The organism is Moorena sp. SIO3I8, assembly GCF_010692325.1.
GTDB lineage: Bacteria > Cyanobacteriota > Cyanobacteriia > Cyanobacteriales > Coleofasciculaceae > Moorena.
Genome location: NZ_JAAHHW010000061.1, coordinates 33562 through 39720 on the forward strand (window position 1 = coordinate 33562; position 6159 = coordinate 39720).

Sequence of the window (6159 nt, forward strand, 5' to 3'; positions counted from 1 at the left end):
TGGTGGTAGAGATCTCAGTAAATAGACTACTTAAGTATTAATTGCAAACAGACTATCTGATCAATTAACACTTCTTAACTAATAATGAATAAACACTATATCTTTTTTACCAGAAGTACTTTACCATTACCCAATGCTGCCCACTTAGTTCATGATGTCAATTCCGCCAATGCTGCTGCTAACCTTGGTTATTCTACTGTTTTAGTCTATCTCCACCCCCCAGAGAAATCCCTAAATCCCTTAGACTGGGTTTATCCCTTTCGGCTCCAACAGCCACCGGAAAACGTGACCAAGTTTTACAGTATTCAGGATCAGCTCAAGGTGGCTCCCCTAGCTATGCCTTGGCCCATTGGTCACATCAAAGGCAAACTGACTAGCCCCAGCACAATCGTTTGTCGTTACTATTTTCCAATTCATATTTTTCCCCATACTCAAATCTTACACACGTTGGATTGGAATTTAGTCAAAACAGCCATCAAGCATGGTATACCAGTCATTTATGAGCGGGAACATTATAAAAAAAGTGACTATGATCAATCCATTGTCCAAAACCCACTTTTTCAAGTCGCAGTCACCGTAGCTGATAATATTCGGGACGATATGATTCGTAGGGGTATGCCCCCAGAAAAGATTATCAAACTCCATAGTGGCTTCAATCAGTCTTTTTTAGTAAGACAACCAGAACAAGCCTCTGAATGGCGCAAAAAACTTTTGCTGGATAACCGCCAAAAGTTAGTGGTCTATTCAGGAGGACTCTATCGCTTCAAAGGGGTAAACTTATTAGTTGATGTTGCTAAGGAATTACCACAGATTCAATTTGTCTTTGCTGGTGGCAATGAATCTCAAGTACAGTCTTATCAGCAGCTAGCTAAAGAAAAACAAGCTAACAATGTTACCTTCTTAGGTTATATTCCCCACCAGCAGCTTCCCAGCTTACTCCAAGCTGCTGATGTTTTGGCTCATCCTCACTGTTCTGGTGAGGCGGCTAGCTTTACCTCTCCTCTGAAGCTCTTTGAGTATATGGCTTCAGGAACTCCGATTGTGGCAACGGAAATTCCTCCGTTGATGGAATTTAAATCGTCCAGTGCTATTGCTTGCTGGTGTCAACCAGATAACCCAGCTCAATTGACTCGTTGCCTCCAGCAGGTATTAGAAACCTATCCCAGAAACGTGAATGGTTATGCTGCTCAAATTGAGTGGGGGAGTCAGTTCTCTTGGGAAAATAGAATGGCCAAAATTATGAGCAATGTAGCAGAATATATGCATCCTATAATATGTGATTAATACGGTTACATTTAGGGTTAAAGTAAGCATTTAGCTATTAGCTAATGGGCTACAGATGGTGCTACTTGAGGTGCTTTTGAATCAAAGAGGTAAGCATTCGTTTAATCTCAGTTAAGTCAAAGCGCTTGTGGCCTGTGCCACAAAGCACCTCAAGTAGCGTGGCCAAGGGCTTTTCACCAGACTTTCAATTCTCATGAATCTCTCAATAATTAAATTACAGCGGTTTGCAAGTCCCTTAGGTACAAAATTTTCGGTTTTTAGGGAGCAGGGAGCAGGGAGCAGGGAGCAGGTAAGAGGAAAGAGGAAAGAGGAAAGAGGGAAAAGAATCCTGTGTACCTGATAGTTATGCAAACCGCCGTATACGCAAAGAGGTTTATGTTAAACTTTTGGCGTAGCGTGAGCCATTCGCGTAGCTTGGCCAACGGCCAAGGCTCACGGCTGAGCACTGATGGCTGAGCACTGATGGCTGACAGAGGAGTACCCACCAGCTCCTGATAAGTGGGTATAAATAAACCCACTTACTGATCTCAATTTCGGTTATGCTTACTAAAAATACTTATAGATCTCGAGAGCTCGAGATCGGGGGATGATATGATGAGGATATCAGCTAAAGAAGAGGAAAGAATAAGACATGACCACATGACCATGTCAGCCTCCTTCACCTGATCGTTTCATGTCTAATCTAAGGACTTTATTAAAAACATTCTAAGATAAGTTTATCAAGGATCAGTTAACTAGATAGACTCATGACAATGCCCAACTTTTTAATCATAGGTGCAGCTAAGGCTGGAACTACTTCAATTTATCGATATCTAAAGCAGCATCCGCAAATCTACATGAGTCCTGCCAAGGAACCTAGGTTTTTTGCTTTTGAAGGGGAAAATTTAGATTTCCGTGGGTTAGGAGATGAAAAAGAAGCTGATTCCATTGTAACTAATATTGACGACTATCGTGCCCTATTTAAAAAAGTAAATAATCAAGTAGCTATTGGGGAAGCATCTACAAGTTATCTCTACATTGCGAAATCTGTTGAACGCATAAAGTACTACATTACCTAAGGCAAAACTGATCGCCATTATTCGAGATCCAGCATAAAGAGCCTATTCCAACTATTTACATTTAATCAAGCAAGAGCGCGAACCACTGGATTTTGCTGAAGCTCTTGCCCAAGAAGAGGAGCGTATCAAAAATAACTGGTGGTCTTTCTGGTACTATAAACAACGGGGACTTTACTATGTCCAACTAAAGCGTTATTTTGATGCGTTTGACAAAAGCAAGATAAAGGTTTATCTATACGAATATTTGACTAATAATTCTCTAGGTATGCTGAAAGATATGTTTGTTTTTTTGGAGATAGACGATACCTTTACCCCAGATATATCTGAAAAAGTTAGGCAAGCTCCTCGCCTTCCCAAGAACAAAGCGTTGGAATCATTTTTGAAGCAACCGCACCCAGTTAAATCAATTCTAAGTCCATTGCTTCCTACTGGCATAAGGGATAAACTAGTTAACAAGATTAGATATTTAAATCGTGGTAAACCTAAGTTAGCACCAGCAGTGCGGAAGCAATTGATTGAATTCTATCGCGAGGATATCCTCCAGCTTCAAGATTTGATTGGTCGGGATCTTTCCCAATGGCTAAAGTGTTTAAAATTAAGTGAAGCAGTAAGTTGACAATTAAGTTAAGTAAGTTAAGCTTAAACTAAGCTGATCAAATTATTATCAACTTCAAATTGATGAGTTAGGGAATTAAGCTATGTCCAAAACTATGGACAAAAAAGTTATCGGTATGATAAGTAGCTATAAGGCACTGAAACCCAGTCCTGTTGATTGGCTATGGAAGCAAACCCCTCGTCCTTTGGGGGTTTGGAAAAATATTCAAATGATAGCTACTGCACCTCAACCGGATTTTTTACTGCTATACAACTTTAACGAATTTTCTGACATCAAACCAGTTAAACCCAAATTTGGCAATTTTTTTGGGCTAGCTCACAAGCCCCCTGAGCCTAAGGTCGCAGATCTCAAGACTCTCTGGCGGGGAGTGCCGAAAGAACGGATTATTTCTTTGGTGCGGGAACCTCCCTTCCCAGAACGGGAAGAGATCCGAATTAATGAATATAAGCAAGCTCAGGAATACTGTGGCTATGTATGTGGTCCTGATGATTTTGCGCCAATTCCTGACTATATGCCTGCTATTTCATACCACAACAATTCGTTTCGTGAATTGCATGAAATGGGACCACCTGAAAAAGCTCGTTCCTGTTGTTGGATTACTTCCGGTATTGCTCGCACGGCTAATCATCGTCAGCGTTTGGCGTTTTTGAGGCTGTTGAAGGACAGTAATCTAGAATTTGACGTGTATGGACGGGATTTGCCAGACTGGGTAAACGGATATGGAAAAGTAGGGAATAAGTGGAATGCGATGGCTCCTTATTACTACAACCTGGCGATTGAAAACTATGCTGGTAATGATTGGTATGTGAGTGAAAAGTTGTGGGATGCTTTATTAGCCTGGTGCTTACCCATCTACTATGGTGGTTCTGCTGCTGATAAATTATTGCCTCCAGGAAGCTTCTTGAGACTGCCAAGTGAGGATGAAAAGGGCTTAGCGTACATTCAGGAGGTGACGGCTACACCGGATGCGTGGCATGAGGCTCTAGATGCGATCGCAGAAGCACGTCAAATTATTTTACATGAGTTGAATTTACTCAACTTCTTGTCTAAGGTAGTGGAAAAACTGGGGTAAGTCTAGATGAGCACAGGAATTTATACATTGGCTAATGATGTGGTTTACAACCAACTGGTAGCACTGCTCAATAGCATAGAGGTTAATGCTGGGAAAGAGACTCCAGTTTGTGTAATTGCCTACAATGATCAGTTAGACAAGGTCCGTCAAGAAATTGCCACCCGAGATAATGTAACGTTGCTGGATAATCCAGAACTATTTGCCCGTTGGGAAGAGTTTTCCTACCATGTCTGGAAAACTCACCCTGATGCATTGCAAGAATGGCAGGAAAAAGGCATTAAGACGAAATTCTATCGGGTTGGTGAAAATCATCGTTACTGTGCCTTTGATCCAGAGAGTCCATTTGAAAAATTTATCTATCTCGATGCTGACACTCTGGTGATGAATTCCTTATATTTCGTCTTTAAGCAGTTAGATGAGAGTGATTTTGTGGTTTATGACTTTCAGTATAAAGACCCAGCACATATTTTTAACGTAGCCTCACCGAAGTTACTGGAAGTATTCGATGAATCCCAGATTAATTCAGAAATTTTCTGTTCGGGATTTTATGGGGCTAAGCGGGGATTATTTCCTGAAGAGCAGCGAGAATGGTTAGTTTCTCAGTTAGCTAATGGGGAAGCAGAAGTTCTGTATAAGCGAGCGCCTAACCAATCTGTACTCAACTACATGAGGATGAGGTCTGGGTTATCGATCCATAATTTGGCTCTGAGTTTGCCTAAAGATCAAAGAACAGGCAATTCCGTAACATCTTCTCACTTTGAAGTTCTGGATAATCTACTTTATGATCATGGGAATAGGCTGACTTATCTTCATTACATTGGAATCAAGTCAAAAGTTTTCAATAAACTGTGTGCTGGGGAGAATATCGACTTTCCCTACCGGGATATTTTCTTACATTATCGATATTATCATCAACCAGAGAAACGTCCTCAGTTTACCACTAAAGCTAAACCTTACAACCAGCCTCCTAGTTTAACCACTAAAGTATTCAAGAAATTAGGATTCAGTCGTTGAGGCAAATTTTATGAATCGTGGAATTTACATCACTGCTAATGACCGGGTGATTGAGCAGTCTATTGCGTTACTAAATAGTATCCGCTGCTACGATACCGATACCCCAATTGTTTTGATTCCCTATGATGACAATTATCAAAACGTCGCCCAAATTCTTCAAGAGTCTTATGGGGTAGAGATTTATCCAGATTTGGCGTTTATCGAACGCCTGTCTACTAAGCTACACGAAATTTTCGGGGAGGGATTTTTTGCTAGACCGAATCAGTTCCGGAAACAGGCTTGCTGGTTTGGAACCTTTGATGAATTTATTTATATCGATACCGATATCGTTGTTTTTGAGAAGATAGCGGATACTCTTGACTACCTGGCTGACTATGATTTTATTTGCTGTGATTACCAGCATGTCGGGGGAATTGCCAATGTTTTCACCCCCAAAGTTATTGAAGATAAGATTTTTAGTGAAGCGGAACTGAAGGATATCTTTAATGGGGGGTTTTGGGGAGCCAATAAAAATAAGATTAGTGAAGAAACTTTATATGAAACCTTTGCTGAGTGTGCGGCTAATCCCGAGTATTTTGACTTTTCCCAGAAAACCTCCGATCAGCCGATTATCAACTATATGATATTGAAGCAGATGCACCACCGATTTAATATTGTGCGTAGACCAGGGGGAGCTCCAGGAAATTGGGCAGGTAGTAAACAATTTCAAACCCAAGGAGTACGACTTATTGATCCAAATTTGAATCAACCCCTACAATATCTACACTGGGCTGGTATTCGTATTCAGCCTGGTTGTCCTTACTGGGATATCTGGAAACATTACCGCTATTTGAATGAACCTATGCCAGAGGATGAGTCTTTGCAGACTAAAACTCAGAAGAGCTTATGGGAACAAATTACCAACAAATTACACAAATCACTGAAAAAATAAAGCGGATTTAGTCCTAAAAAGGTTACAAAAAGGGTTAATGGAATAGTGTTAGATGTCCAGGGCTATTTCATTCTAAAAATGCGCTTGAGTGTGTCTAGTCCAAACTTGCACCGTCGCTCTGCCTGGGCCATATTTGAGAAGTGATTAGAGCGATAGATATTGAGTGCAAAGTTACGAGCAACCG

The 6159-nt window shown here is 40.9% G+C and carries 7 protein-coding genes; 6 read left to right on the forward strand and 1 reads right to left on the reverse strand.

Annotated features, from left to right (window positions below; genetic code table 11):
* The first annotated feature begins 84 nt into the window (after nt 1-84).
* The gene (locus F6K51_RS21655; protein WP_293024028.1) at nt 85-1284 is read left to right on the forward strand and encodes a glycosyltransferase; all 1200 of its coding nucleotides are present in this window, start codon (nt 85-87) and stop codon (nt 1282-1284) included.
* Between the two features lie 257 nt (nt 1285-1541).
* Here the strand turns inward: F6K51_RS21655 and F6K51_RS21660 are convergent, their stop codons facing one another.
* Nucleotides 1542-1802, reverse strand: coding sequence for a hypothetical protein (locus F6K51_RS21660; protein WP_293024030.1), 261 nt, complete (start codon nt 1800-1802; stop codon nt 1542-1544).
* A 228-nt stretch (nt 1803-2030) separates the two neighbouring features.
* On the opposite strand from F6K51_RS21660, the gene F6K51_RS21665 reads away from it, so the two are divergent.
* The 5 genes from F6K51_RS21665 to F6K51_RS21685 all read left to right on the forward strand — a co-directional run bounded on the left by F6K51_RS21665 (nt 2031) and on the right by F6K51_RS21685 (nt 5975).
* Nucleotides 2031-2342, forward strand: coding sequence for a hypothetical protein (locus F6K51_RS21665; protein ID WP_293024032.1), 312 nt, complete (start codon nt 2031-2033; stop codon nt 2340-2342).
* 244 nt (nt 2343-2586) lie between these two features.
* Nucleotides 2587-2958: a hypothetical protein gene (locus tag F6K51_RS21670; protein ID WP_293024034.1), complete on the forward strand. Its 372-nt coding sequence runs from the start codon at nt 2587-2589 to the stop codon at nt 2956-2958.
* A 94-nt stretch (nt 2959-3052) separates the two neighbouring features.
* On the forward strand, nt 3053-4030 hold the full coding sequence (locus tag F6K51_RS21675; RefSeq protein ID WP_293024048.1) for a glycosyltransferase family 10: 978 nt from the start codon (nt 3053-3055) through the stop codon (nt 4028-4030).
* A gap of 6 nt (nt 4031-4036) precedes the next feature.
* The gene (locus F6K51_RS21680; RefSeq protein ID WP_293024036.1) at nt 4037-5044 is read left to right on the forward strand and encodes an Npun_R2821/Npun_R2822 family protein; all 1008 of its coding nucleotides are present in this window, start codon (nt 4037-4039) and stop codon (nt 5042-5044) included.
* A 10-nt stretch (nt 5045-5054) separates the two neighbouring features.
* The gene (locus F6K51_RS21685) at nt 5055-5975 is read left to right on the forward strand and encodes an Npun_R2821/Npun_R2822 family protein (RefSeq protein ID WP_293024039.1); all 921 of its coding nucleotides are present in this window, start codon (nt 5055-5057) and stop codon (nt 5973-5975) included.
* Nucleotides 5976-6159 lie beyond the last annotated feature (184 nt).

Bases quoted from the DNA above. Each gene is read 5' to 3' on its own strand.
- F6K51_RS21655 (WP_293024028.1), top strand. From the start codon at position 85: ATGAATAAACACTATATCTTTTTTACCAGAAGTACTTTACCATTACCC.
- F6K51_RS21665 (WP_293024032.1), top strand. From the start codon at position 2,031: ATGACAATGCCCAACTTTTTAATCATAGGTGCAGCTAAGGCTGGAACT.
- F6K51_RS21675 (WP_293024048.1), top strand. From the start codon at position 3,053: ATGGACAAAAAAGTTATCGGTATGATAAGTAGCTATAAGGCACTGAAA.
- F6K51_RS21680 (WP_293024036.1), top strand. From the start codon at position 4,037: ATGAGCACAGGAATTTATACATTGGCTAATGATGTGGTTTACAACCAA.
- F6K51_RS21685 (WP_293024039.1), top strand. From the start codon at position 5,055: ATGAATCGTGGAATTTACATCACTGCTAATGACCGGGTGATTGAGCAG.